The organism is Halorubrum sp. GN11_10-6_MGM (assembly GCF_005435165.1).
In the GTDB taxonomy this organism is placed as follows: Archaea; Halobacteriota; Halobacteria; order Halobacteriales; family Haloferacaceae; genus Halorubrum.
Genome location: NZ_SGUC01000033.1, coordinates 1 through 25,106, shown reverse-complemented (window position 1 = coordinate 25,106; position 25,106 = coordinate 1). Strand labels below are relative to the sequence as shown.

Genomic DNA, 25,106 nt, shown 5'->3' with positions numbered 1-25,106 from the left:
GGGTTTCGGCCGGGGAGCGACGGACCTCGACCCGCGCATCGATCGCACACCGGCCGCGTCCCTGCGGCGCGATCCGCGCGCTTATGTCGGTCAGGCGGGGAGAAGGGGTATGACCGAGCGGGTACTCGTCGTCGACGATTCCTCCTTCCAGCGGACCGTCGTCCGGGATGCGCTGGAAGACCGGTTCGAGGTCGTCGACGAGGCGGAGAACGGCGCGGAGGCGGTCGAGCTCTTCGAGGCGTACGAGCCGGACGCGGTGTCGATGGACGTCGTGATGCCGGAGATGACCGGGATCGAGGCGACCGCGACGATCAAGGAGCGCTGGCCGGACGCGGTGATCGTGATGTGTACGAGCGTCGACCAGCAGGAGAAGATGATGGAGGCGGTGAAGGCGGGCGCCGACGGCTACGTGACGAAACCCGTCGACGCCGACGAGCTCGTCGGCGAGTTCGAGAGCCACCTCGGCTGAGCGACCCGGTTCAATAGCTCCCGGCGGTCAGGCGGGGTCGAACGACCGGAGGATCGCCGCGAGCGCGCTCGCCAGCTCCTCGAACCGGTCGATCTCCATCGAGTCCGTCGTCACCCACACGCCGTGGTCGTTGGCGATTACGCGCGTGAGGTACCCGTTGTCGAACACGCGGACCGTGAACCGGTAGTCGCCGAGCTGGGTGTTCGCGTACATCGACTGCGAGTGGAACCCCTGTCGCTCGTTCTCCGCGAAACCGATCAGGTCGGCGGTCCGGCTCAGATCGCTGCGGAGGTACAGCTGCTCGACCTCGTCCCGAGTGAAGTAAGTGAGGCTCCGCAGTTCGTCGCCCGTCGCCGTGCGGGCGGCGCTGAGCAGTTCGTCGACTCGTTCGTCCGGTGGTTGGGTCATATATCCACGATCAATGCTCACATACATGAGCGTGTGGGTGGTCACCTCGTCCGCGGACGAGGCGCCGCCGGTGGCGACGATCACGGAGACGGTTCCCCGGCGGCGACCGGGAGGGACAGAGTTTAGCGACTCCCGCGTGATCGCTCGCCTGATGAGCGATCACGACGACGTCTGCGTCCTGTTGCCGACGATGAACGAGGCCGAGACGGTCGCACGCGTCGTCACGGACTTCCGCGACGTCGGGTTCGAGAAGGTATTAGTGATCGACGGGGGTTCGACCGACGAGACGCGGTCGATAGCCCGCGAGGCCGGCGCACGCGTGGTCGAGCAGTCGGGCCGCGGGAAGGGACAGGCGGTCAGGGAGGCGGTCCGTGACCACGTCGCGGCGCCGTACGTGCTGATGGCGGACGCCGACGCCACCTACGACGCCGACGACGCGGCGGCGATGCTCGACCCCCTCGTCGACGGGGAGGCCGACCACGTCATCGGAAACCGGTTCGCCGACATGCGGCCGGGCGCGATGACGCGCCTGAACCGGATCGGGAACCGCCTGATCAACCTCGCGTTCCGGGCGATCCACCGCGAGGACTACCGCGACATCCTGTCGGGATACCGCGCGTTCACCCGCGAGTCGTTCCTGCGGCTCCACCTCACCGCGGACGGGTTCGGCGTCGAGACCGAGATGGCCGTCGAGTGCGTGAAGAACCGCGTCCCGGTCGCCGTGGTGCCGATCACGTACCGCGAGCGCCCCGGCGGCTCCGCGACGAACCTCCACCCGATCCGGGACGGCGGCGTGATATTCCTGGAGCTGTACCGGAAGGCGAAGACCAACAACCCGCTGTTCTACTTCGGCAGCGCCGGCGCGGTGGCGACCGCGGCGGGGATCGCGATGGGCGCGTTCGTGCTCTACCGGTACCTCGCGTTCGGCATCAGCCACGAGGTGATTGCCGTCGGCGCGGTCGGCGCGACGATCCTCGGGATCCAGCTGCTCGTGTTCGGCGTCCTGGCCGACATGATCCACTCGCTCCATCAAGAGCAGATCGCGCGATACGAACGCGCGGTCGGCGAGGAAACGCCGGAGCGACGCACCGGGAACGCCGGACTCGACGCCGTCGAAAACGGTGGCTCCGAGGAAGACGGCGGCGAATCGACGCGGCGCGAGGCGGCCGAAGAGGCGGACGACTGATCGCGGTCGCGACGCCCCCAGCGGGCGATATTCGACCGGCGTGATCCGGGATACCAGCCGTTTTATCGCTCCGGGAACAGTCGCGACTATGGGCTCCCGTGGTACGTCGTTACGAGACAGGATTCGCGAGCCGGAGTACACCGGCGAAAACCGCTGTGTTCCGTGTACGGTTTTGAACGGCGTCCTCGCCGTCGCGCTCACCGCGGCAGCCGCGGTGTTCGGACCGGTGGCCGCAGCGGTCGTGCTGACCGCGTCGCTGGGCAGTATCTACTATCGAGGGTATCTGGTCCCCGGAACGCCGGAGCTCACGAAGCGGTACCTCCCCGACCGCGTACTCCGCGTCTTCGGCAAGGCCCCCGAGGGGCCCCGAGAGGGCTGGGAGGACGCGTCGGGTGCGCGGTCCGACGAGGTGACGGTGACCACGTTCGAGGCGGACCGGACTGCCGACGCGGCCGCCGATCGAACCGCCGACGGGACCGCTGATGGAACCGCCAATCGAACCGCCGATCCGACCGGCGACGAGACCACCGCACCGACTCAGGCCGACGGAGCGAGCGAGCGGACCGACGCCGACGAACCGGAGTTCGAGACGGTAGAGCGAATCCGCGACCAGCGCGAGAACGCCGTGGACCCGGTCGAGTTCCTCCTCGACGTCGGCGTCGTCGAGCCGACGGACGACGGGGCGGATCTGGTCTTCGAGGACGGCTTCGCGGAGGCTGTCGAGTCGCGCGTCGACTCCCTCGAACGCGGGGACGTGCGGGCGGAGACGCTGGCCGAGATGTTCGGCGCGAGTCCGGACGACGTCGCCTTCGAGGACCGGTCGTACCCCGCGGTGACCGTCCTGCGACGCGTCCGGAAGTGGCCGGGCGACGGCGCGTTCCTCGCGGACGTGGCGTCGCACCTCGCCCTCGTCGAGCGCACCGACCGGTGGCTCGACGTACCGGCCGAACAGCGGCTCTCGATTCTCCAGTCGCTCCGGTCGTTCCTCGCTTCGTGTCCGGTGTGTGGCGGCGACGTCGCCGCCACCGCCGATACCGTCGAGTCCTGCTGTCTGGCGCACGAAGTCGTCGCGATTCGCTGCGAGGACTGCGGCGAACACATCCTCGAGCTGGACCCGAAGGAAGTGAGTCGGGATGCCGAATCGACAGGTATCACGCCCTGAAGCCGGAGGGGTCCGGGCAGCGACCGGCGTCGGCAGTCAGCCGAGATCGACCCGCGGGTCGAGGTAGCCGTACGCGAGGTCTTGGAGGACCGTCGCGACGATCCCGACCCAGATGACGACGACGGTCCCCCCGAGCAGCACCGGGAGGTCCCGACTCGCGACCGCGTTCAGGAGCAACAGACCGAAGCCCTCGATCCCGAACAGCACCTCGATCACGAACGTCGCGAGCACGAGGAGTCCGAGCGCTTCGGTGAACAGCATCGAGAAGAACGGGATCGCCGCGTTCCGGAGGACGTGGGCGGCGATCCGGCGGTTCGAAGCTCCCTTGGCGCGGACGAGCGCGACGAAGTCGGCGCTGGCGTACTCCCGCGAGTGCGCCCGCGAGTAACTGACGTAGCCACCGAGCAGCGCCGCGGCGGCGAGCGCGGTCGGGAGCAGGTGGTCGTACACTAGCGGTGACGGGGTGACCGATTCGTCGAGCGTCCGCGAGTAGAGGAGCCCGCCGACCCAGAAGTTCGGGAGCGCGAACAGCAGGTAGGCCGCGCCGACGCCGCCGGACGCCAGTCGGCTCTCGGGGTGTAACGCCGCGTACGTTCCGATCCCCACGCCGGCGACGACGGCGACCGAGAGCGCCGGGAGGACGTACGCCGCGGTCCGGGTGACCGCGTCGGTGACGAGCGGGAACACCGCCTCGCCCCCGACCGACGTCCCCCAGTCGAGCGTGACCATTCTCCCGAGATAGTCGGCGTACACCTCCGTGAGCGGACGATCCAGCCCGCGGGCCGCGAAGTACTCCGCACGGATCTCCGCGAGGGCCTCCGGGTCGTTCTCGCCGGCGAACCGAGCGGCCCCGACCTGCCCCTGAAGCACCCAGTCTTGGGTGAGCGTGAACAGCCCGAACACGCCAGTGAGGACGACCCACGCCGTGACGAGACCCATGAGGGTCCGCTTCGCGAGGATCCGGAGCGGGTTCACCGTCGGCCACCTCGACGGCGGTGACGACCGACGAGCCGAAACGCGGGGATCGGAGGGGGTCGGGACGGGGCGGAGCGCATCGACACGCGGGGACACACCGTGCGGACACTTATCAAGCCACCGGCGGGGCACTACGCTCGGCCGGCGGGGATGGTTTTAACTTGCGGTCGGCGAACAGTAGCGTAGCCCCCCCGCCACATGCGATCGGACGACGACCCTCCCCGCTTCGAGGATATCGACTGGGACGACGTCGAGCGGTCCCGCGGGCTCGCGACCCCCGAGCGAGCGACGCTGCTCGGCGGCGCCACGCTCGTGGCCGGGCTGTTCGCGTTCCACCGGACCTCGGCCGACCCGTTCCTCGTCGGGAGGTGGCAGCCCGCCCCGATCGACTGGGTGTTCGCGGCCGCCGCGGTCCTCCTCGCGGCGTACGGGGTCGTTCCGCTCGCGCGACGCGTGGACCCGCCGGACTCCTGGCTCGGCGCGGTCCGGTCTCGTCCCGCCCCGACGGCGGCCGCCGCGTTCCTGCTCGCGCTCCTCGTCGTCGGCGTCTTCGCTCCGGTGGTCGGGGAGACCCCGCCCCTCCGGTTCCAGCACGCCTTCCACCCGCCGGTCGGGTTCGCGAGCGCCGTCCCGCCACAGGAGTGTCTGGGTACAGTGACCGGCGGCCCCTTCGACAGCGTCTGTCACGGGTCGTGGGAGTACCCGCTCGGCACGAACGAGCGGGGTCACCCATTGGGGTATCTCCTCGTCGAAGGGGCGCGCGTGGCGACGTATCTCCTCGTGATCTCGGCCGCGTTTATCGTCCCGCTGGCGGCGGCCGTGGGTGTCGTCGCCGGGTTCCGAGGCGGCCGCGTCGACGACCTGCTGTCCGCGTACGTCGACGTCCAGCTGAGCCTCCCGGCGGTGCTCCTGTACTTCGTCGGCTACACGTACTACGGGCCGTCGCTGTTCCTGCTGCTCGCGACGTTCGGCCTCCTGAGCTGGGGCGGGATCGCGCGGCTGGTCCGCAGCGAGGTGATCCAGCGGCGCGAGGACGGTTACGTGCTCGTGGCGCGGAGCCTCGGCGCCTCGGAATGGGACGTCGCTCGCCGCCACGTCCTCCCGAACAGCACGAACACGCTCGTCCCGGCCGGCTTTCAGTTGCTCGCGCTGTTCGTCCTGATCGAGGCGGGAATCGCCTTCCTCGGATTCCACGACGTCGAGACGTACTCGTGGGGGTCGACCATATCCGAGGCGACCAACGCCGCGGTGGCCGGGCAGCTCCAGAGCCGCGCCGACGTGCCCGCCGCCGACGTCTGGTGGGTCTCGACGCTCCCGGCGCTGGCACTGACCGCGACGGTGTTCGCGCTCAAGACGCTCGGCGACGGGATCCGGGACGCACTCGATCCGCGAGGTGGGCGCTGATGGAAGGGCGCGACGACTCAGACGACGACCGGCCGACGCCCGATCCCGCCGAGGCGCTGCTCGCGGTGCGGGACCTCCGCACCCGCATCGACACCGACGAGGGCCCGCTGTTCGCGGCCGACGGGGTGAGCTTCGACGTCGACCGCGGCGAGACGGTGTGTCTCGTCGGCGAGTCCGGCAGCGGAAAGAGCGTCACCTGCGAGTCGCTCACAGGGATCGTCCCGCAACCGCCCGCCGAGGTCGTCGGCGGGTCCGTCACGTTCGACGGCCGGGACCTGACGAGCCTCGCCGACCGGGAGTTGCGGGCAGTCAGGGGACGGCGGATCGGCCACGTGTTCCAGAACCCGTCGCGCGCGCTCGACCCGGTCTACACCGTCGGGGAGCAGGTCGCGGAGCCGATCGCGATCCACGAGGACGTCTCGCGGAACGACGCGCGCGACCGCGCCGTCGAACTCCTCCGTCGGGTCGGGATCCCGCGGCCGGACCAGCGGGTCGACGACCATCCACACGAGTTCTCCGGCGGGATGCGACAGCGGGTCGCGCTCGCGGCGGCGCTCGCCGCCGATCCGGAGCTCCTCGTCGCCGACGAGCCGACGACGGCCGTCGACGTCACGGTACAAGCCCGGCTGCTCGAACTGTTCCGCGAGCTCGTCGACGACGGGACCGGACTGCTGCTCGTCACGCACGACCTCCGCGTGGTCGCCGCCGTGGCCGACCGCGTGGTCGTGATGTACGGCGGGACCGTCGTCGAGCGCGGACCGGTCGAAGCGGTGTTCGCCGAGCCCGCGCACCCGTACACCCAAGCGCTGTTCGACAGCCACGGGACCGATCGGCGCGACGGACACACGGCGAGCGATCGCGACGCCGGCGAGCGCGTCGCCCGCGGGGACGTCCCGACCGACGGCTGTCGGTACCGGGCGGAGTGCCCGTACGCCGTCGAGGCGTGCGCCGGCGGCGATCAGCCACCGGTCCGCGGGGTGGGCTTCGAGGCCGACCGCCACGTCGCCTCCTGCGTCCACTACGGGCCCGACGGTGACGCGAGCGAGATCCGCGCGAACGCGGCGTCGCTCGCCGCGACCGAACGGACTGAGAACGGTGGCTCCGACGGCGAAGGAGACCGAATGGCAGCCGACGACGGCGGCCGGGGTGAGCGACGGACCCCTCTGTGTCGTCCGCGACCTGGAGAAACACTACCCGATCACCCGCGGCTGGCTCCGGCGCGAGGTCGGCCGCGTCCGCGCCGTCGACGGGGTGAGCTTCGCGCTCGAACGGGGCGAGACGCTCGGGCTGGTCGGCGAGTCCGGCAGCGGGAAGACGACCGTCGCCCACGCGCTGCTGGGGTTAGAGGAGCCGACCGCCGGGAGCGTCGAGTTCGACGGGACCCTCGTCTCGGAGCTGTCCGGCGACGCGGAGCGATCGTTCCGGCGGCGCGCCCAGCTCGTCGTTCAGGACCCGGACGACGCGCTCGATCCGCGGATGCGCGTGGGCGAGACGGTCGCGGAGCCGCTCCGGATCCACGGGATCGACAGTCGGCCGCGGCGGGAGGCGATCGTCGCCGACGTCCTCGAACGGGTGGGGCTCGCCGCGGACGACGCCGCTCGGTACCCGCACGAGTTCTCTGGCGGAGAGAAACAGCGGATCTCGATCGCCCGCGCGCTGGTGACCAACCCGGACCTGATCGTCGCCGACGAGCCGACGAGCGCGCTCGACGCGCGGGTGCGCGCCGACGTCCTCGACCTCCTCGACCGGATCCGCCGCGAGTTCGACGTCGCGATACTGTTCGTCAGCCACGACCTCGGCGTCGTCGAACGGTTCTGCGACCGCGTCGCGGTGATGTACCTCGGTGAGTTCGTCGAGCGCGGCGCGACTGAGGACGTACTCTCGTCCCCGGCCCACCCGTACACGCGGGTCCTGCGGTCGTCCGTCCCCTCGCTCGATCCGACCGACCGGACGCGCGGCCGGCCGCTGACCGACACCGTCCCAGCTCCGAGCGACCCACCCTCCGGCTGTCGGTTCCATCCCCGATGCCCGGCCGTGATCCCGTCGGCCGACCTCGACCTCCCGGCCGAGACGTGGCGCGAGGTCGCCGCGTTCCGCTTCGCGGTCGAGGCCGACGAGCTCCCGCCGGGGGCCGTCGGCGACGGCTCGCGAGACGGCGGCCGGAACGGCGACGACGACGATGCCGTGACCCCCAGCGACGTCCGGGCTGCCGTCGGACTGAGGGAACCGCTGCCGGACGCCGACGCCGAGCGGGCTGTCGCGGACGCGGCCGCATCGCTCGCGGACGGCGACAGAGAGTCGGCCGGGGAGACGCTCGACGACGCGTTTCCGACGGTCTGTGAGCGGGAGGCGCCGACCGCGGTCGAGCGCGAGACCGGCGGGACCGTCGCGTGTCTGCGTCACGACCCGACTGCGGCGGCGTCACCGGTCGCGGACGACGAGAGTGAGTAGCCGCGTCACCGGACGATCCGAACGGTCGTCTCGGCGGAGAGTCCCTTCGCGTCGGCGTCGGCGGTGTTGATCGCGGCGCCGATGGCGTACTCGCCGGGGTCGGCGGGCTCCCACTCGGCGTCGGCCACGCGGAACATCTGGTCCCAGCGCCTGTGGAACTCCTTGCGCTCGCCCCGGTCGAACGCGAACTCGCCGGGTTCGTCAGGCGGGTCCCGCAGCGGGACGCTCGACGCCTCGACGTCGCCGTCGACGGACCACTCCCACAACAGCGGCGAGACGGTCGAGAGCGAGATCGGCACGGGCAGGCGGTTCCGCATCGTCACCGTGAACGGAATCGGCTCGCCGACGGCGTATTCCGGGTCCGGCGTCGACACCTCCAGAGACACGAAGCGGTGTCGAACCCCCGCCGGCAGGAGGAGATCGCTCAGGGTCGACGACGGGACCGAGCGAAGCGACTGGAGCGGCGTCTCTCGCTTCCGCTCGGTCGGCGCGTGCGCCTCCTCATCGTCGCGGTGGAGCGCGTCCGACTCGTAGATCCGACGCATTGCCCGTAGTACGCGGCGGCGAGAATAAAACGTTCCGACGGCGCGGAACCGCCGGCGGCTCAGTCGTCCGCCTGACCGCGATCCGGCTCGTCGGCGGTCGCCGAGGCGTCGGCGCCGGACCGGAAGGCGTTTTCCGCCTCGTCGAACCGGTCGTCGTAGCGGAGACACGCGATCGCGTGGTCGTCACCCACGCCGATCTCCGTCGGGTGATGTTCCGAACACGGCGAGACGAACGCCGATTCGAGCTCGTCCCCGGCCGCCTCGAGCCGACCCTCCTGAAGGGTGGCGATCGCGTCGGCCACCGCCGACTCCGCCGCCGGGTCGGACAGCTCGTCCGGGAGGCCAAACTCCTCGCGGACCATGCGGTCGAAGACGTCGAGCGGCGCCTCGGTGGGGTCGGTCCGGTCGCCGTCCATCTCCTCGTCGACCTCGGCGGTGACCGACCCCACGGTGTCCGCCTGTCGGGCGCGGAGCTTCAGATCCATCACCGAGCGCCAGACCGCCTGCGAGAGGTCGTACTCCGCGTCGGGGATCACCTTCGGGCACCGGGTGTGGAACCGACAGCCGGACGGCGGGTTCAGCGGCGACGGGACCGTCCCCGACAGGAAGATCTGATCGCTGTCCCACAGCGGGTCGGGCTCCGGGATCGCGGAGAGCAGCGCCTCGGAGTAGGGGTGGTACGGCGGCTCGAACACGTCGCGGGTCGGACCGACCTCAGCGATCTCGCCGAGGTACATCACGGCGATGCGGTCGGAGATGTGCTCGACGACGCTGAGGTCGTGCGCAATGAACACGTACGAGAGCCCGAACTCGTCTTGGAGGTCCTCCAAGAGGTTGAGGATCTGCGCCTGGACGCTCACGTCGAGCGCGCTCACCGGTTCGTCGCAGACGATGACCTCGGGGTCGACCGCGAGCGCGCGGGCGATCCCGATCCGCTGGCGCTGCCCGCCCGAGAACTCGTGCGGGTACCGGCTCGCGTGACTCGGGTTCAGCCCAACGGTCTCTAGCAGCTCGTAGATCCGTTCGGTCCGTTCCTCGCCCTCCGCGATGCCGTGGATGTCGAGCGGCTCCCCGATGATGTCGCCGACCGTCAGCCGCGGGTTCAGGCTGGAGAACGGGTCTTGGAAGATGTACTGGATGTCCGTGCGCAGCGACCGCAGCTCGGAGCTCGACAGCTCCGTGAGGTCCCGGCCCTCGTAGTAGACGGAGCCGCCGGTGGGCTCGATCAGCCGGAGCATGCTGCGGCCGAGCGTCGTCTTCCCGCAGCCGGACTCGCCGACGACGCCGAGCGTCTCGCCCTCGTGGAGCGTCAGGTCGACGCCGTCGACCGCCTTCACCGGCTGCGACCGTCCGAGCAGGTTGTCGACGAACCCGCTGGCCGACTCGTAATACTTCTCTAACCCCTCGACGCGGAGGATCGGCTCGGACTCACTCATCGGACCCACCTCCGACGTACCGCTCGACGGTGTCGTCCGTCGGTCCGTCGACGTCGACGGAGTAGGTGAGCCCCTGCGAGAGCCCCTCGGTGTACTCCAGACACGCCGCCGCGTGCTCGGTGTCGAGGTCGGCCTCGCGGCCGGTCTCGACGTCCGTCAGCGTCGGCTCGCTGCGGGTACACGCCTCCTCCGCGAACGGACACCGCGGATGGAAGCTACAGCCGGACGGGAGCTCGACGAGGTCGGGCATCGTCCCGGGGATCGTCTGGAGCCGGTCGCGCTCGTCGCCGACCCGCGGGATCGAACTCATCAGCCCGACGGTGTACGGGTGTTTCGGGTCGTAGTAGAGCTCCTCGGCGGAGGCCTTCTCGACCGCCTTGCCGGCGTACATCACCATCACGCGGTCGCACACCTCGGCGATGACGCCTAGGTCGTGGGTGATGAGCTGGACCGCCGTGTCGAACTCGTCGGCGAGCTCGCGGAGCTCGTCGAGGATCTGCGCCTCGATGGTGACGTCGAGCGCGGTCGTGGGCTCGTCGGCGACGATCAGGTCCGGGTCACACGACAGCGCCATCGCGATGATCGCGCGCTGTTGCATCCCGCCGGAGAACTCGTGCGGGTAGTCCGAGAACCGTGCCTCGGCCTCCGGGATACCCACGCGGTCGAGCAGCTGGATCGTCCGCTCGCGCGCCTCCTCGGAGCTGTAGTCGAGGTGGTGTTCGATCGCCTCGGCGATCTGTCCGCCCACCGTGTACACGGGGTTGAGTGCGGTCTGGGCGTCCTGGAAGATCATCGCGATCTCGTTGCCGCGGATCGAGCGGATCTCCGACTCCGACATCTCGAGGAGGTTCTCGCCTTTGAACAGGATCTCCCCGCTCTCGATCCGGCCGGGACTCTCGATGAGCCGGAGCACGGAGAGCGCGGTGACGCTCTTTCCGGCTCCGCTCTCGCCGACGACGCCGAACTTCTCGCCGCTCTCGATGCGGTACGAGAGGTCGTCGACGGCGGTGACGACACCCTCCTGCGTGTAAAACCGGACCGTCAGGTCCTTGACTTCGAGGAGGGCCACTACTCTTCACCCCCGCGGCCGACGCCGGTCTGTTGGGCGTCGAGCGCGTCGTTGATCCCGTCGCCGATCATGTTCATCGCCATCACGAAGGTGAAGATGGCCACGCCCGGATACACGGTCGCCCACCAGGGGATCTGTCCGCCGGGCCCCTGAATGAGCGTCTCGCGGGTCGCGGTGAGCATCGTCCCCCACTCGGCCGTGCTCGGCTCCAAGCCGAGCCCGAGGAACCCGAGCGCGGCGACGCCGATCACGACGCTGCCGATGTTGAGCGACGCCAAGACGACGAGCGGCGGCATCGCGTTCGGCGCGATGTGTCTGAACACGACCGACCGGTCGCGCGCGCCGAGCGCCTTCGCCGCCAGCACGTACTCGTTCTCTTTGATCTGTAACACCTCGCCGCGGACGAGTCGTCCGTAGCCGGCCCAGCCGAACAGGCTGAACGCCAACACGAGCTGCCAGTAGCCGCCGCCGAGGATGGCGATGATGATCAGCGCCAGCACGAGGCCGGGGAACGCGTAGATCGTGTCGACGATCCGCATCATCACCTCGTCGACGTTGCCGCCGTAGTAGCCGGAGACGGCGCCGTAGATCAGGCCGAACGAGGCCGTCAGCCCGACCACGATGAACCCGATAGAGATGCTGTACCGACCGCCGACGAGCATCCGGGAGAAGAGGTCTCGCCCGGAGCCGTCGACGCCCATCGGGTACTGCCACGACGGCGCGTCGTAGACGCTCACGTCGGGGTCTTGGAGGTAGAGGATCGTCGTCGGGTCGTACGGGGCCAGCGAGAACGGCTGGACGACGACACCGGCGACCTCGATGGGACGCGCGAAGAACGCGGCTAGCGCCATCAAGACGACGATCACCAGCGCGCCCATCGCCGCCCGGTTTCGGACGAACCGCCGGAGGCCGCGCCGCCAGCGGCCGACGGTTTCGCCGCCGCCGTCCTCGGTCCAGTCTGAGAGCGGTTCTCGCTGCGTGACGCGTTCGGAGTCGAACCCGGAAACCCGGATGCGACCGCGTTCGCTGTGATGCTGTCGTTCGTCAGTCATATCGGATTCTTGGATCGAGCGCCGCGTACACGATGTCCGCGACGAAGTTCGCGAGGATCACGAAAAAGCCCGTGAACAACGTGATCGCCATCACCACGTTGATCTCGCGTTGGTTGATCGCGTTGATGAACTCCCGACCGAGCCCGGGCCAGTTGAAGACGACCTCCACGACGACGGAGCCGGCGACGATCGAGGCCGTGAGCGTCGCCGCGAGGGTGACGACCGAGATGAGCGAGTTCCGCAACACGTGTTTCAGGATGACCGTGCGCTCCGGGAGCCCCTTCGCGCGGGCGGCGGTCACGTACTCTTTGTTCAGTTCCTCGGTCATCGACGTCCGCATGACGCGCATGATGCTCGCCGCCGACGCGGTCCCGATCGTGATCCCCGGAAGGATCAGGTACCACAGCATATCCGGGTGGTACAGGGGCTCGGACGGCGCGAGCACCGGGAACACCCCGAGGTACAGCGAGAAGATCAGGATCAGCATCAGCCCGAGCCAGAAGTTCGGAATCGAAATGCCGGACAGCGCGAGGAAGCGGCTCACCGTGTCGCCGAGTTTCCCCTTGTTGACGGCGGCGTAGATACCGGCGGGGATCGCGATGACCAGCGCGAAGGCCCAGCCGAACAGGCCGAGCGCGATCGTCTCGGGGAGGCGCCGCCAGACGATGTCGGACACCTCCCGGCCGGTCCGGAGCTCCTGACCGAAGTCGCCCACGAGGACGTTGGAGATCCAGTCGAGGTACTGCTGCCAGACGGGACCGTCGAGTCCCCACCGCTCCCGGAGCGCCGCCTCCTCGGCGGCGCTGACGTCCGGATTCAACGCGACCAGCTGCGAGACCGGGTCGCCGGGCGTGAGGTGGAACATCCCGAACGTGATCACCGAGACGCCGAACATGATCGGGATTATCGACAGTGCGCGCTTCACGATGAACCGTTGGAGACTCATCGTCGTGTGGGTAGGGTGGTAACCATCAGTTGTCAGTGATTGGGTGTGCGTGTAGGCTGTGAAACGCGGTCCGTGGGAGGACCGTCAGTTCTCCGCGGCGACTTCCTCGAGCAGTTCGACGGCGCGCTCGGGGTCGAACTCGTTGGTCGGGCGCACCTCGTCTTCGAGCTCCTCGTAGTCCGCCGTCCCGGAGCCGCGGGCGAGCGACGGGATGTCGGTCCACGCCGGGCTCGCGAAGCCGTTCAGGACGTTGTCGACGATCTGCTGGCGCGGCACGAGATGGTTGATCGCCTGCCGGACCCGGCGGTCGTCGAACGGCTCGACGTTCACCGGGTACTGGATGTAGGTGTAGCCGCCGGCCTCGGTGCTGTACAGGATGAAGTCCTCGGAGGAGTCGAAGTCGTCGAGGGTTCCCGTGTTGAGCCCGTAGGTCAGGTCGATCTCGCCCTCCTGGAGCGCGGCCGATCGCGTGGAGTTGTCCGGCACGATCTCGAGCTCGAAGGAGTCGATGACGGGACCGTCGGGGAACTCCGAAGAGCCGTCGAACCAGTCGAACGCCTCGGAGACGCCGACGTTCTCGACCCAGTAGTCGTCGAACTTGGTGACCTCGAAGTACTGCTCGTCCTCGAACTCGGAGAACTCGTACGGACCGGTCCCGACGGGCTCGTTGCCCTCACGCGGGTCGAGGCTCCCCTTCTCGACCTCGGCGATCTGGTTCTCGTTGAGGATCAGGAGCGAGGGGAGGAGGCGCTCGGCCTCCGCGTCGGCGATCTGCGCGTAGATGTCGACGGTGTACTCGTCCTCCTCGACGACGGCGAGGACGGAGTCGAACGTCTGGGGCGCGAGCTGGGAGTTCTCGGCGTACTCGTAGGTCGCGACGACGTCCGACGCGGTGAGCTCGTCGCCGTTGTGGAACTGAACCCCCTCGCGGAGGTCGTACCGGTAGTGCATCCCGTAGGTTCCGTCCTCGGCCGCCTCGACGGCGTCGCCGGACAGCAGCACGCGGACTTCGTCGTCCTCGGCCGGGTTGTCCTCCGGATGCTGGATGATGACCTGCTCGTCGGTGTCGATGGCGCCCTCCTCGGTGGTGCCGACCGTACTCATGTAGTCGGCGTAGTCGCTCTCGCTGACCTCGGTCGCGTCCAGCAGCTCGTAGCTCTCGGCGAGCCACGGGTAGACGTTCCCCTGCCGGTCGCTGGTCGTGAGCCCCTCGAAGATGAAGTTCTGGGCCATCGTCGAGGTGGTGTCGCTGCTGTGGGGCGGGTCGAACGACTCGATGTTGGCGCCGAGTCCGCCGGCGAGCGCGCCGCCCTCGACGAGGTCCGCGAGGTCGTCGTCGCCCTCGGTCGCGGCGTTCTCGCGGTCGATCCACATGACCTGCTCGTCCTGCGGGGCGTACATGGCGTAGCTCATCACGCCCTCGTTGAACGGGTACACGGAGTAGCCGTGGATGTCCGTGCTGGTCACCGCGGTCTCGAGCCCGAAGTGGGTGATCGAACTGTACCGTTCCTCGGCGAGGTAGTTCCAGACCTCGTCGTAGCGCTCGCCGCGGAGCTCGTTGTCGGCGGCGACCTCCGGCCCGTACCGAGCGGCGTCGATCATCTCGTCGAGCTCGGGGTCGTTGATCCCGTTGAGGTTACAGCACGCGCCGACGTTTTCGGAGTAGTGGAGCGCGTTACAGAAGCTCCCGGGGTTGAACGTGCCGGAGAGACCGATACACGGGATATAGCCGTTCTCTTGGTACTCCGGATCGAGCACGCGACCGACGTACGTGTTCCACTCGAACGTCTCGATGGTGGCGTTGAAGTAGTCGGTCTGCTCCATCGACTCGGCGATGAGCTCAAGCAGCTGGACGCGGTCGTCGTTGTCCGCGTTGGTCTCAAGCCGGACGTCGAGCGGGAACATCCCCTCCGAGTCGGAGCCGTCAGAGCCGTCAGAATCGTCAGATTGACCACTACATCCGGCCAGACCGGCCGCGCCAGCCGACCCGATGGTGACGATGACGTTCCGCCGATTGATCGTTTGATTGGAGTCAGGATTGTTGTGCCGAGTTGGCATATCGTTATCTAAAACTGGTTGTTATAATATGTTCCGATACAGGGGAGCAGAAGAGATTCGAGCATATTATTAGACAAACGACCATATATATCGTGCTATGTTTCCTTTCTTACAAAATATAAGGGAGGCATGCTGATAAGAGAAATGAATAATCATTATGGAATACGAGTGTATTTATATTTCGAACCGGCCGGACCGTCGGACGCGTCCCGATCGTACCGGGTAACTACGGTCGAACGATGTTCAATCCGGCGTCGGCGCGATAGACGCCGGGTCGATCCGGCGCGGCTCCGGAACGGTCGTCTCCGCCGGGGCCACTGCCACGTCACCGCGAGGCTCGGCCGACTCATCGGCCGCCTCGGGCACGCCGCTCGGCGGGGCGAGGACGGCCGTCGCGCCGACCGAGAGCGGCGCGACGAGCCCCGCCGCGACGGCCGGCACATCCGAGAAGGGTCGGCGGAGGACGACGCGCGTCTCCGCGGTCATTTCGGTCGCCTCCACGGCGGCCGCGGCGAGCGAACAGAGGTCGCGGTGGCTGAACTCACCGGCCGGTCCGACGATCGCGGCGTCGTCCGGCCCGACCTCGCTCGGCGGAGTTCCCGGGTTCTCGCTCCACAGCTCCTGCTCCCAGTGGGTCGTCTCGGGTCGCTCCGGCGACCCGTCGAACGCCGCGAGGTTCGTGCCCGGCGCCGGATCGAGCTCGGCAGCGACGGGGAGCGGCGCGAGCACGACCCGGTCGCCGGCGTCGATCCCCGCCTCGGGGTCGAACCGGACCGGCGCGCCGACGGCGGCGGCGCCGAGGAACGCGAGCGTCGTGTGAAAGGCTGGCGTCGGGTCGACGGCGACGATCGCGCCCGCGCGAACGCCGAGGTAGCGGAGCACGTTCGCCGCCTTGTACCCGTTCGTGATCAGGTCGTGGTAGGTCCGATCGCGTCCGTCAGGCGTGACGAGCGCCGTGTCGCCGGTGCGCCGGTCGCGAGCGAGCAGGTCGCCGACGAGGTCCATGGGCGCTCCTCGGAGCGCGCGAGCCTTAACGCTGCGGCGTCGGTCGGAAGGACTCGGAGACGGGGCGTCGAGTCGCAGTCGGCTCAGGGCGCGCCGGCGATGACCATCTTCGAGCCGTCGGCCGAGAAGGCGAGGTCGCGCGTGGAGCCGGGGTCGACCCGGACGGCGTCGCCGGGCGCGAGGTCGACCGCGTCGCCGTCGACGGTGAGCGTCGCCTCCCCGTGAAGCAGCACGTACACCTCCTCGTGGTCCCCGTCGGCGTGGTCGTGTTCCATCCCCTCCCAGCCGTCGTCGGCCTCGACGACGGTCACGCCGAGGTTCTCGCAGTCGAGCGCGTCGCGGAGGAAGTACATCCCGGGTGCGCGCGGTTCGACGCCGTCGTAGGCCGTCGTGTCGTAGCCCATGCCTCCGCGGAGGGTCCGGCGGACGGAAAAGCTATGGGCCGCGGAAGGTGCGCGCGTCGAGTCAAGGAGGAGAACCGCGACCTCCTCAAAAGGAGCTCTTCAGCTTCTCGAAGAAGCCGCCGCCGACGTCGATGTCCTCGCCGCCGGCCTCGGCGAACGCCTCCAGCGCCTCGCGCTGCTCGTCGTTGAGGGAGTCCGGGACGACGACGCCGACCTGTACGTAGAGGTCGCCGCGGCCGCGACGACGGAGCCGCGGCATCCCTTTGCCCTGAAGCCGGAACGTCTCGCCGCTCTGGGTGCCGGCCGGAACGTCCATCTCGACGCTCCCGTCGACCGTCTCCACCTCCACGGTGTCGCCGAAGACGGCCTGCGGGAACGAGATCGCCTCGTTGACGCGGAGGTCGTCGCCGTCGCGCTCGAACCGGTCGCCTATGTCGACGTCGACCTCGATGAGGAGGTCGCCCTTCGGACCGCCGTTCTCGCCGGGCGCCCCCTCCCGCTCCATCCGGAGGCTCTGCCCGGAGCGGATCCCCGCCGGAATCTCGACGGAGAGCGTCGCCTCCTCGCGGACGACGCCGTCGCCGCCGCAGTCGGCGCAGTCCTCGCTGTACAGTTCGCCCTCCCCCTCGCAGCGCGGACACGTCGACGTCTGCTGGACGCGCCCGAGCGGCGTCTGCTGGACCTGCTGGACCTGTCCCCGTCCGTTACACTGCGGGCACGTCTCCACGTCGGCGTCGGGGGGGTGGCCCGCGCCGTCGCAGGTGGCACAGGCGGTGGGTCGCGTGAGGGTGACCTCCTTGGTCGCGCCCTCGAACGCCTCTTCGAGGTCGATGGTCAGTCCCGTCTTGAGGTCGCGGCCCTGCCGCGGTCGGTTGCCGCCGCCACCGCCGCCGCGACCGCCGCCCCCGCCGAAGAACTGGTTGAAGATGTCCTCGAACCCGCCGGCACCCCTCGCGCCGCCGGCGCCGCCGAACGGACCGCCCGCGCCGCCCGGACCGGCACCGCCCCCGGTCGCGCCGCGCTTGTCGGCCTCGGTGAAGCGGTCGTGGCCCAGCTGGTCGTACTGCTGGCGCTTCTGCTCGTCGGTGAGCACCTCCTTGGCCTTCTGGATCTTCTTGAACCGCTCCTCGGCGTTCTCGTCGTCGCTGACGTCGGGGTGGTGTTCGGCGGCCTGCTTGCGGTACGCCTTCTTTATCTCCTCCTCGCTGGCGTCCCGCGACACACCGAGGACGTCGTAGAAGTCTTCGCTCATGCGTTGCGTTCGTTGGGTGGTGTTGATAGACAGGTCGTTTTAAACGGCGGGGTCGAGGCGTCGAAACCCGAGTCCGGAGGGAGTTACTCCTCGTCGTCGTCCACGTCTTCGAAGTCGGCGTCGACGTACTCCTCGTCGTCGGCGTCGGGCCCGGCACCGCCGGGGCCCGCCGCACCGCCCGGACCGCCGGCGCCGCCCATCCCGCCCATGCCGCCGGGTCCGGCGCCGCCGGCACCGCCGGGACCGGCCTGTGCGGCCTGTCCCTCGTACATCTGCTTGCCGATCTCCTGGAGTTCCTCGGTGAGCGCCTCGGTCGCCGACTCGATCTCGTCGGTCTCGGCGTCCTCGTCCTCGAGGACCGCCTCGACGTCCTCGATCGCCGCCTCGATGTCGGCGACGAGCTCGTCGTCGTCGAGCTCCTCCTCGTTCTCCTCCAGCAGGGTCTCCGCGCGCTGGATCGTCGTCTCGGCCTCGTTGCGGGCCTCGATGCGCTCGCGACGGGCCTCGTCCTCCTCGGCGTGCTTCTCGGCCTCCTCTTGCATCTGATCGATCTCCTCGTCGGAGAGGCCGACGCCGCCCTCGATGGTGATCGACTCGGCGTTGCCCGAGCCCTGATCCTCGGCCTCGACGTTGACGATACCGTTCTCGTCGATGTTGAAGGAGACCTCGATCTGCGGGGTTCCGGCCGGCGCCGGCGGGATACCGGAGAGCTGGAACGCGCCGAGCAGCTCGTTCTCCTCGGCGATCTCGCGTTCGCCCTGGAAGACGCGGACGTTGACGGAGGTCTGGTTGTCCGCGGCCGTGGTGAACACCTTCGACTCCTCGGTCGGGATCGTGGTGTTCTTCTCGATGAGCCGCTCGAAGAGCCCGCCCTTCACCTCGATACCGAGCGAGAGCGGCGTGACGTCCAGCAGGACGATGTCGTCGACGTCGCCGGAGAGCACGCCGCCCTGGACCGCCGCGCCGAGCGCGACCGCCTCGTCGGGGTTGACGTTCTTCTTCGGCTCCTGCCCGACGAGCTCTTCGACCTTCTCCTGGACCTGCGGCATCCGGGTCGACCCGCCGACGAGGATGACCTCGTCGATGTCGCCCTTCGAGTAGTCGGCGTCGGCGAGCGCCTGCTCGGTCGGCTCGACGGTGCGGTCGATGAGATCCGAGGTGAGGCTCTCGAACGTCGCGCGGGTGACGGACTGTTCGAGGTGGACCGGCCCGCTGTCGGTCGCGGTGATGAAGGGGAGGTTGACGGTCGTCTCTTTCTTGTTCGACAGCTCGATCTTCGCCTCCTCGGCCGCGTCCTTCAGGCGCTGGAGCGCCTGCCGGTCGTCGCGGAGGTCGATGCCGTGGTTGTTCTGGAACTCGTCGGCGAGGTGGTCGATGAGCGCCTCGTCCCAGTCGTCGCCGCCGAGGTCGTTGTCCCCGTTCGTGGCGACGACCTCGTAGACGCCGCCGCCGAGATCGAGGACGGAGACGTCGAACGTGCCGCCGCCGAGGTCGTACACGAGGACGGTCTGGTCGGACTCGTCGTCGAGCCCGTACGCCATCGAGGCCGCGGTCGGCTCGTTGACGATTCGCTCGACGTCGAAGCCGGCGATCTCGCCGGCGTCCTTCGTCGCCTGTCGCTGCTTGTCGTTGAAGTACGCGGGGACCGTGATCACCGCCTTCTCGACGTCGTCGCCGAGGTACTCCTCGGCGTCGCGTTTGATCTTCTGGAGGATCATCGCCGAGACCTGCTCCGGCGTGTACTCGTCGTCGCCGATCTCGACGGAGTAGTCCTCGTCGCCCATGTGCCGCTTGATCGACTGGATCGTGCGGTCGGGGTTCTGAACGGCCTGGTTCTTCGCCGGCTTGCCGACGAGGCGCTCGCCGTCGTCGGCGAACGCGACGACCGAGGGCGTCGTCCGGTCGCCCTCGGCGTTGGCGATGATCTCGGGCTCGTCGCCCTCCATCACCGCGAACGCGGAGTTGGTGGTACCGAGGTCGATACCGAGAATCTTGTTGCTCGCCATCTTGGTCACAGGTAGCGGCTTGTTTCGGTTAAAGGTTACTAGATGCGGCCACTCGGCCGCGAGAACGAACCCGCCGCAGTCATGCGTTTTCTCGATCGTGTGAGTGGCTCACATCGATGTATTTATACAGATCCGCAAACGCAGCGGCGGTGCGCGCTCGCGTCGGAGTTCGGTTCGGGCGCTCAGCGAGTCGGGTTCTCTGCGCGGGGCCGGCCGCGGACCCCCGCTGACTCCGGCCTCAGATCCCGCTCACGAGGTCTTCGAGGACGGCCTCGGGGTCGTCGGCCTTCGCGACGCCCGAGGCCAGCAGGACGCCGGCGGCGCCGAGGTCGCCCGCGGTCGAGACGTCCTCGCCGGTCGAGACGCCGGCGCCGCAGAACACGTCGACCGCGGGGTCGACGTCCTCGGCGGCCGCGACCGCGTCCTCGACGATCCCGGGGTCCGCGGTGGCGACGGAGACGTCGCCGCCGATGAGCGCCGGGGGCTCGACCGCGACGGCGTCGGGGCCGAGCGCGGCGGCGGCGCCGACCTGCGCGGGGTTGTTCGCGCAGACGATAGTCTCTAAGTCGGCGCGCTCGGCCGCGCGCACGGAGCCGTCGACGTCGGCGAGCTTCAGGCGGTTCTCGGAGTGGTTGATCAGGGTGCCCTCCGCGCCGTTGTCGGCGACGGCCTCGGCGAGCGTCGACCCGGTGTGCGAGCCGTGCCCGTTCGGCGAGACGTGCTGCGCCCACGTTTCGACGCCGGTCTCGGCGACGCGCGCGACGTCCGCGGCCTGCGGCGAGACCGCGATTCGCGCGCCGGACGCCTCGGCGACGTCGCGGGCCGCGGTCGCCACCTCGATCGGATCGCACGGGTACGCCTTGAGGTTCACCAGAATGAACATACGCCCATTCGGGGAGCGCGGCGCAAATAGGTTCGTGCTTCGCGACGCTCTCACCCGCGCCCGCTCGGCCCTCGGAACCGCGAGGCCCGCGGTCCGGAGAGCAGAAACGACCTTATACCCCGCTGCTGTGGGTCGGACAAGGGATGTCCCTCATCGAGCTCATCGCGGGCGTGGAGGCCCACGAGGCCACGCTGACCGTGTTCAACGCCGATCCGGCGGTGACCGACGAACTCCGGGAGTACTTCGCCGACCGCAACGTCCGGATCGTCGACGACCAGACCGCCTCCGGTCCGGAGGAGTTCGCGGTGTTAGCGCGGGACGGGGAGTTCGTCACGGCCGTGACCGTCGAGGAGCTGTTGTCGCCGCCGGGGGGAGACGAGTCGGAGGACGCCGGCGACTCCGGCGCGCGGGGCGCCGACGGCCGCGTCGGCCGGCCGGTGTTGGACCACCTCGACGAGACCATGTTCACCTCCTACTCCCGCGAGGACATGGTGGCCGCGTCCCGGGAGATCGAGGACCGCGCCTGGCGGGTCGGCGACGGGGAGCTCCACGCGGGGTTCCAGACGCTCGACGTGCTCACCGGCGAGGCGGACACCTACGACCTGCTCGGCGAGAAGGAGCGGCTCGACGTCCACGCGTACGCGGCGAACGAGGGGGAGGCGCCGGACGTCGAACACTACACCGTCCACGTCGGCGAGACCGCCGAGATCCGCGAGACCTGGTTCGTCGCGTACGACGGGGGCGGCTACGACGAGGCGAAGTGCGCGCTGCTCGCCGAGGAGCGCGCGCCCGGCGAGTTCTTCGGCTTCTGGAGCTACGACCCCGAGACCGTCGACTACATCATCGACTACCTCACCGAACGGTACGGCGGCTCGGAGCAGACGGACGACGGCGGCGCGACGGTGTGAGCCCGCGCCCGTCCCCGGCGACCGCGTGGCTGTCGGCCGCGACGGTCGTCGCGACGGTCGCGACCGCGGGGAGCCTCTGGTTCAGCCTCGGCCTCGGGCTCGTTCCCTGCGACCTGTGTTGGTACCAGCGAATCCTCATGTACCCGCTCGTCGTCGTCTTCGGCGTCGCGACCGTCGAGCGACGGCCGGCAGTGTGGCGCACCGCGCTGCCGCTCGTGGCGGTCGGCCTCCCGCTCGCCGCCTACCACTCGTACCTCCAAGCGACGCTGGCGCAGTGTACGGTCGGCGGGCCCTGCGCGACCGTCCAGTGGCAGAGCCCGCTTGTCGGGCTCACGGTTCCGAACCTCTCGCTCGTCGCGTTCGGACTGCTCGCGGTCGCACTCGTCGGCCTCCGTGGACGCCTCTGAGAGCGCGGTCGGCGGGGAGCGAAAAAGTCAGTCGGAGCGAGCGGTCCGGCTCAGTCCTTCCGCTTGACGACGTCGCCGAGGGTCATCGTCCCCGCGTCGTTGGTCTCCCAGTCGGCGTCGTCGGCCGACTGGCCCTCGACCAGCGAGATGTCGAGCGCGCGTTCGAGCTTGCGCTGGACGTCGTCGGTCGGGAGCGTGTCGCCGCGTTCGAGCTTGCGGATGAGGCTCGCCTTCTCGTTGAGCTGGTCGGCCAGTTCCTCCTGGCTCAGCCCGCGCGACTCGCGCGCCTCGCGGATGCGCTCGTCGTAGTCGGTGGCGATCTCGTCCATGTCGTCGAACATGTCGCGTGGGCGGGTCGAACTCCCCGAGGAGCCCGACGAACCCGAGGAGCCGGACGACGAGGACGACTTCCCGGTGCTGGAGCTGGTGGAGTACTTGCCGCCGCCGGAGCTCGTCGACTCGTCGCGGACCTCGGTGCCGAAGTCCGTACACGAGCTACAGAGCTCCAGTTCGGCGCCTTCGACCTTCGTCGTCGTCAGCGAGGCCTCCTCGGCGCCGCACATCTCACACTGGGGCATACGCGACGCTAGCGCTCCCGATGGTATAAAGGGTGTGCCGCGGCCGCGTCGGGGGAGGGGCGGGACGCGCCGACCGCCGAGCGCTGCCGACCGCAGTCGCGTCGCCCGCCGAGCGCTGCCGACCGCAGTCGCGCCGCCCGCAATCGTGCCGCGGTCGGTACCGACTTGTCGCCGCGGCGGGCAGGGGTGGGTATGGACGCCCACGTCACGCGCTCGGACCTCCGAGGGACCGCCCGCGCGCCGCCGTCGAAGAGCTACACCCACCGCGCGCTGCTCGCCGCGGGGTACAGCGACGGCGCGACCGTCGAATCGCCGCTCGTCTCCGCCGATACGCGGGCGACGGCCCGCGCCGTGACCGCGTTCGGCGGGAGCGTCGAACCCGTCGGGAGCGGGGGCAACGGCGACCGCGCGGTCGAGATTCCCGACGATGCCGACGCGCTCGCGGTCGACGGGTTCGGCGGCCGCCCGGCCGTCCCGGACGACGTGATCGACTGCGCGAACTCGGGGACGACGATGCGGCTCGTCACCGCCGCGGCCGCGCTCGCGGACGGCACGACGGTCCTCACCGGCGACGGGTCGCTGCGCTCGCGCCCGCAGGGGCCGCTCCTCGACGCGCTCAGCGACCTCGGCGTCCGCGCGGAGTCGACGCGGTCGAACGGGCAGGCGCCGCTGGTGATCGCCGGCCCGCTCTCCGGCGGCGAGGTCGCGATCCCGGGCGACGTCTCCTCGCAGTACGTCACCGCGCTGCTGATGGCGGGCGCGGTCACCGACGAGGGGGTCGAGGTCGAGCTCACGACCGATCTCAAGTCCGCGCCGTACGTCGACATCACGCTCGAACTGCTCGCCGACTTCGGGATCGAGGCGACGCCGGTGGACGGGGCTGGCGACCCCCTCGACGGCGCCGCCGGCGCCGCGGGGTTCTCCGTCCCGGGCGGGCAGACGTACGCGCCGAGCGGCGGGACGTACGCGGTCCCCGGCGACTTCTCCTCCATCTCGTACCTGCTCGGCGCGGGCGCCGTCGCGGCCGAGCCCGGCGAGGCGGTCCGGATCGAGGGCGCGCGACCCAGCGCGCAGGGCGACGCCGCGATCGTCGAGATCGTCGCGGAGATGGGCGCGCCGGTCGACTGGGACCGCGAGGCCGGCGAGATCGCGGTCGAGCGCGCCGACCTTTCCGGCGTCACGGTCGACGTGGGCGACACGCCGGACCTCCTCCCCACGATCGCCGCCCTCGGCGCGGTCGCGGACGGCGACACCCGGATCGAGAACTGCGAACACGTCCGCTACAAGGAGACGGACCGCGTCTCCGCGATGGCCGAGGAGCTGGGGAAGCTCGGCGCCGAGACGACCGAGGAGCCAGACGTGCTCACGGTCCACGGGAGCGAGAGCGACCTCGAGGGAGCCACAGTCGACGGCCGTCACGACCACCGGATCGTCATGGCGCTCGCGGTCGCCGCGCTCGACGCCGAGGGGACGACGACCGTCCGGGGCGCCGAACACGTCGACGTCTCGTTCCCCGGCTTCTTCGACGCGATGGCCGACCTCGGGATGGGCGTGGAGCGCGAGGGCGCAATCGAGTGACCATTTATAAGTAAACGGCGGTGCGGTGGCGTGTGCCGACGAGCGCCCGGAGGGCGCGAGTCGCACGCGCGAGGGAGCCAGTCGCCGGAGCGTAGCGACGGCGACTGACGAGGCTGGGGAGGCGTGAGGTGCCGTGCGGAGCGGTACTGGGCGGGAATCGAAGGGGCAGCCGCGAGGCGGGCGCAGGCGAAGCAAGCACCGCAGCGAGCAACGCGAGCGAGGAGCGCAGCGAGCGTGCGCCCGCCTCGCGGCTGGGGCTTCGGTGGTATCAGTGTCGATCAGCCGTTTATAAGCAACCACGTCTAGCCGAACGACTGGGGCTTCGGAGGTCATGTCGCCGGCAGCGACCTCGTCGTAACGAGTGGCCGTGGCTCCGGCGGCGGAGTTCACGAATCCGACCACGTGGAACAGACCGACGGGTACAGGTGTCCGCCCGTACGACACGCCGGTATGGACGAGATCGACGTCGAGCCCGTCGACCGAGTCGACGAGCCCGAAGGCGAAGCCGCCGACGAGGCCGACACCACCGTCGAGCCCGCGGAGGCGGACGCGACACCGACCGTCGACGACGACCTCGCCGACCTCCCGGCGGGCGTCGACGCGCCGGACTACGTGCTGTACGGCGGGAAGGGCGGCGTCGGGAAGACGACGATGGCGGCCGCGGCGGGGCTGGCCTCGGCCGCGGGCGGCGTCCGGACGCTCGTCGTCTCCACCGACCCCGCGCACTCGCTGTCGGACACCTACGAGACCGATATCCCCGCCGAACCGGCACAGATACGCGAGGACATGCCGCTGTACGCCGCCGAGATCGATCCCGACGCCGCGATGGACGAGGGGATGTTCGGCGCCGACGCCGACCCGCTCGGCGGGCTCGGCGAGATGGGCGACGCGATGGGCGGGATGGGCGGCGAGGGACCGATGGGC

General features: G+C 69.6%; 23 protein-coding genes and 1 pseudogene. 10 read left to right on the top strand and 14 right to left on the bottom strand.

All coding sequences use genetic code 11. The annotated features are described in order from the left end of the window. Positions 1-109: 109 nt before the first annotated feature. The gene (locus EXE46_RS13560; RefSeq protein ID WP_137688913.1) at positions 110-469 is read left to right on the top strand and encodes a response regulator; all 360 of its coding nucleotides are present in this window, start codon (positions 110-112) and stop codon (positions 467-469) included. Between the two features lie 27 nt (positions 470-496). Here EXE46_RS13560 and EXE46_RS13555 read toward each other — a convergent pair whose 3' ends face one another. Further along, positions 497-877 carry a hypothetical protein gene (locus EXE46_RS13555; RefSeq protein WP_137688912.1) on the bottom strand — a complete coding sequence of 127 codons (381 nt, stop codon included), beginning with the start codon at positions 875-877 and terminating at the stop codon, positions 497-499. 151 nt (positions 878-1,028) lie between these two features. On the opposite strand from EXE46_RS13555, the gene aglJ reads away from it, so the two are divergent. Both aglJ and EXE46_RS13545 read left to right on the top strand, forming a co-directional pair. Beyond that, entirely contained in the window at positions 1,029-2,063 is a 1,035-nt protein-coding gene (gene aglJ, locus EXE46_RS13550; RefSeq protein WP_137688911.1) for an S-layer glycoprotein N-glycosyltransferase AglJ, read from the top strand. Positions 2,064-2,151: 88 nt separating this feature from the next. Then, on the top strand, positions 2,152-3,225 hold the full coding sequence (locus tag EXE46_RS13545) for a hypothetical protein (RefSeq protein ID WP_137688910.1): 1,074 nt from the start codon (positions 2,152-2,154) through the stop codon (positions 3,223-3,225). A gap of 36 nt (positions 3,226-3,261) precedes the next feature. Here the strand turns inward: EXE46_RS13545 and EXE46_RS13540 are convergent, their stop codons facing one another. Continuing rightward, positions 3,262-4,200, bottom strand: coding sequence for an ABC transporter permease (locus EXE46_RS13540; RefSeq protein WP_137688909.1), 939 nt, complete (start codon positions 4,198-4,200; stop codon positions 3,262-3,264). A 198-nt stretch (positions 4,201-4,398) separates the two neighbouring features. Between EXE46_RS13540 and EXE46_RS13535 the strand changes: the two genes are divergently transcribed. The 3 genes and pseudogenes from EXE46_RS13535 to EXE46_RS13525 all read left to right on the top strand — a co-directional run bounded on the left by EXE46_RS13535 (position 4,399) and on the right by EXE46_RS13525 (position 8,055). Next, the gene (locus tag EXE46_RS13535) at positions 4,399-5,604 is read left to right on the top strand and encodes an ABC transporter permease (RefSeq protein ID WP_137688908.1); all 1,206 of its coding nucleotides are present in this window, start codon (positions 4,399-4,401) and stop codon (positions 5,602-5,604) included. After that, a pseudogene (locus EXE46_RS13530) lies at positions 5,604-6,725 on the top strand (ABC transporter ATP-binding protein); the annotation flags it as partial. The gene EXE46_RS13535 and the pseudogene EXE46_RS13530, both read left to right, overlap by 1 nt. 25 nt (positions 6,726-6,750) lie before the next feature. Further along, a complete protein-coding gene (locus EXE46_RS13525; RefSeq protein WP_137688922.1) occupies positions 6,751-8,055 on the top strand; it encodes an ABC transporter ATP-binding protein in 1,305 nt (434 codons plus the stop codon). A gap of 5 nt (positions 8,056-8,060) precedes the next feature. Here the strand turns inward: EXE46_RS13525 and EXE46_RS13520 are convergent, their stop codons facing one another. The 11 genes from EXE46_RS13520 to tpiA form a co-directional block, all read right to left on the bottom strand. Further along, on the bottom strand, positions 8,061-8,600 hold the full coding sequence (locus EXE46_RS13520; RefSeq protein ID WP_137688907.1) for a hypothetical protein: 540 nt from the start codon (positions 8,598-8,600) through the stop codon (positions 8,061-8,063). Positions 8,601-8,659: 59 nt separating this feature from the next. Next, positions 8,660-10,036: an ABC transporter ATP-binding protein gene (locus tag EXE46_RS13515; RefSeq protein ID WP_137688906.1), complete on the bottom strand. Its 1,377-nt coding sequence runs from the start codon at positions 10,034-10,036 to the stop codon at positions 8,660-8,662. Beyond that, positions 10,029-11,105 (bottom strand): ABC transporter ATP-binding protein, encoded by a 1,077-nt coding sequence (locus EXE46_RS13510; protein ID WP_137688905.1) that lies wholly within the window; start codon positions 11,103-11,105, stop codon positions 10,029-10,031. The genes EXE46_RS13515 and EXE46_RS13510 overlap by 8 nt, the downstream gene beginning before the upstream one ends. Beyond that, entirely contained in the window at positions 11,105-12,157 is a 1,053-nt protein-coding gene (locus EXE46_RS13505; protein WP_137688904.1) for an ABC transporter permease, read from the bottom strand. Before EXE46_RS13505 ends, EXE46_RS13510 begins: the two co-directional genes overlap by 1 nt. Then, the gene (locus EXE46_RS13500) at positions 12,150-13,103 is read right to left on the bottom strand and encodes an ABC transporter permease (protein WP_241981564.1); all 954 of its coding nucleotides are present in this window, start codon (positions 13,101-13,103) and stop codon (positions 12,150-12,152) included. Before EXE46_RS13500 ends, EXE46_RS13505 begins: the two co-directional genes overlap by 8 nt. Before the next feature lie 84 nt (positions 13,104-13,187). Further along, the gene (locus tag EXE46_RS13495; protein WP_137688920.1) at positions 13,188-14,951 is read right to left on the bottom strand and encodes an ABC transporter substrate-binding protein; all 1,764 of its coding nucleotides are present in this window, start codon (positions 14,949-14,951) and stop codon (positions 13,188-13,190) included. 453 nt (positions 14,952-15,404) lie between these two features. Then, positions 15,405-16,166 (bottom strand): hypothetical protein, encoded by a 762-nt coding sequence (locus tag EXE46_RS13490; protein ID WP_137688903.1) that lies wholly within the window; start codon positions 16,164-16,166, stop codon positions 15,405-15,407. A gap of 83 nt (positions 16,167-16,249) precedes the next feature. Continuing rightward, positions 16,250-16,570, bottom strand: a complete 321-nt coding sequence (locus tag EXE46_RS13485; protein WP_137688902.1) for a cupin domain-containing protein — start codon at positions 16,568-16,570, stop codon at positions 16,250-16,252. Between the two features lie 85 nt (positions 16,571-16,655). Beyond that, a complete protein-coding gene (gene dnaJ, locus EXE46_RS13480) occupies positions 16,656-17,822 on the bottom strand; it encodes a molecular chaperone DnaJ (RefSeq protein WP_137688901.1) in 1,167 nt (388 codons plus the stop codon). An 83-nt stretch (positions 17,823-17,905) separates the two neighbouring features. Continuing rightward, positions 17,906-19,828 (bottom strand): molecular chaperone DnaK, encoded by a 1,923-nt coding sequence (gene dnaK / locus EXE46_RS13475; protein WP_199234173.1) that lies wholly within the window; start codon positions 19,826-19,828, stop codon positions 17,906-17,908. Between the two features lie 238 nt (positions 19,829-20,066). After that, entirely contained in the window at positions 20,067-20,711 is a 645-nt protein-coding gene (gene tpiA / locus EXE46_RS13470) for a triose-phosphate isomerase (RefSeq protein WP_137688899.1), read from the bottom strand. 143 nt (positions 20,712-20,854) lie between these two features. Here tpiA and EXE46_RS13465 point away from each other — a divergent pair, with 143 nt between their 5' ends. Then, positions 20,855-21,619 carry a DICT sensory domain-containing protein gene (locus tag EXE46_RS13465; protein ID WP_137688898.1) on the top strand — a complete coding sequence of 255 codons (765 nt, stop codon included), beginning with the start codon at positions 20,855-20,857 and terminating at the stop codon, positions 21,617-21,619. Then, positions 21,616-22,026 (top strand): disulfide bond formation protein B, encoded by a 411-nt coding sequence (locus tag EXE46_RS13460; protein ID WP_137688897.1) that lies wholly within the window; start codon positions 21,616-21,618, stop codon positions 22,024-22,026. The genes EXE46_RS13465 and EXE46_RS13460 overlap by 4 nt, the downstream gene beginning before the upstream one ends. A gap of 50 nt (positions 22,027-22,076) precedes the next feature. On the opposite strand, the gene EXE46_RS13455 is transcribed toward EXE46_RS13460, so the two are convergent. After that, on the bottom strand, positions 22,077-22,604 hold the full coding sequence (locus EXE46_RS13455; RefSeq protein ID WP_137688896.1) for a multiprotein bridging factor aMBF1: 528 nt from the start codon (positions 22,602-22,604) through the stop codon (positions 22,077-22,079). A gap of 192 nt (positions 22,605-22,796) precedes the next feature. On the opposite strand from EXE46_RS13455, the gene aroA reads away from it, so the two are divergent. Continuing rightward, positions 22,797-24,182, top strand: a complete 1,386-nt coding sequence (gene aroA, locus EXE46_RS13450; protein ID WP_137688895.1) for a 3-phosphoshikimate 1-carboxyvinyltransferase — start codon at positions 22,797-22,799, stop codon at positions 24,180-24,182. 450 nt (positions 24,183-24,632) lie between these two features. Then, on the top strand, positions 24,633-25,106 hold a 474-nt coding region (locus EXE46_RS13445; protein ID WP_241981562.1), incomplete at its 3' end, for an arsenical pump-driving ATPase GET3.